Here is a 242-nt window from a genome sequence, read left to right as displayed (position 1 = left end):
ACCAATGATTTCACCATATTTATAAATCTTTTCACCCTGTTTAATTAAATCAACCGCAAATTTATGTCCAAAGGGAATCGATTGTAAGAGTTTTACATTCAACTTTCTGTCACCATGCGAGGCAGTAACTAATGAGTCTGCCTCTAAATCAGCTAAAACAGTCGCAACATTATCATTCTCATTCATTAATACCGCTGAAAAACTTTGGGACATGCCTTATTCCTCCTCTAATCAAATGCGCC

1 protein-coding gene is annotated in these 242 nt (G+C 36.4%); it reads right to left on the bottom strand.

The genetic code is table 11. The annotated features are described in order from the left end of the window. On the bottom strand, nucleotides 1-213 hold a 213-nt coding region (locus V7147_RS19180; protein ID WP_335369434.1), incomplete at its 3' end, for a UxaA family hydrolase. Nucleotides 214-242: the final 29 nt, after the last annotated feature.

It is taken from the genome of Bacillus sp. JJ1521, from assembly GCF_036965165.1.
GTDB lineage: Bacteria > Bacillota > Bacilli > Bacillales > Bacillaceae_L > Ferdinandcohnia.
Note: the sequence above shows the minus strand (reverse complement) of the source record. Positions and strands in the feature narration are given on the sequence as shown.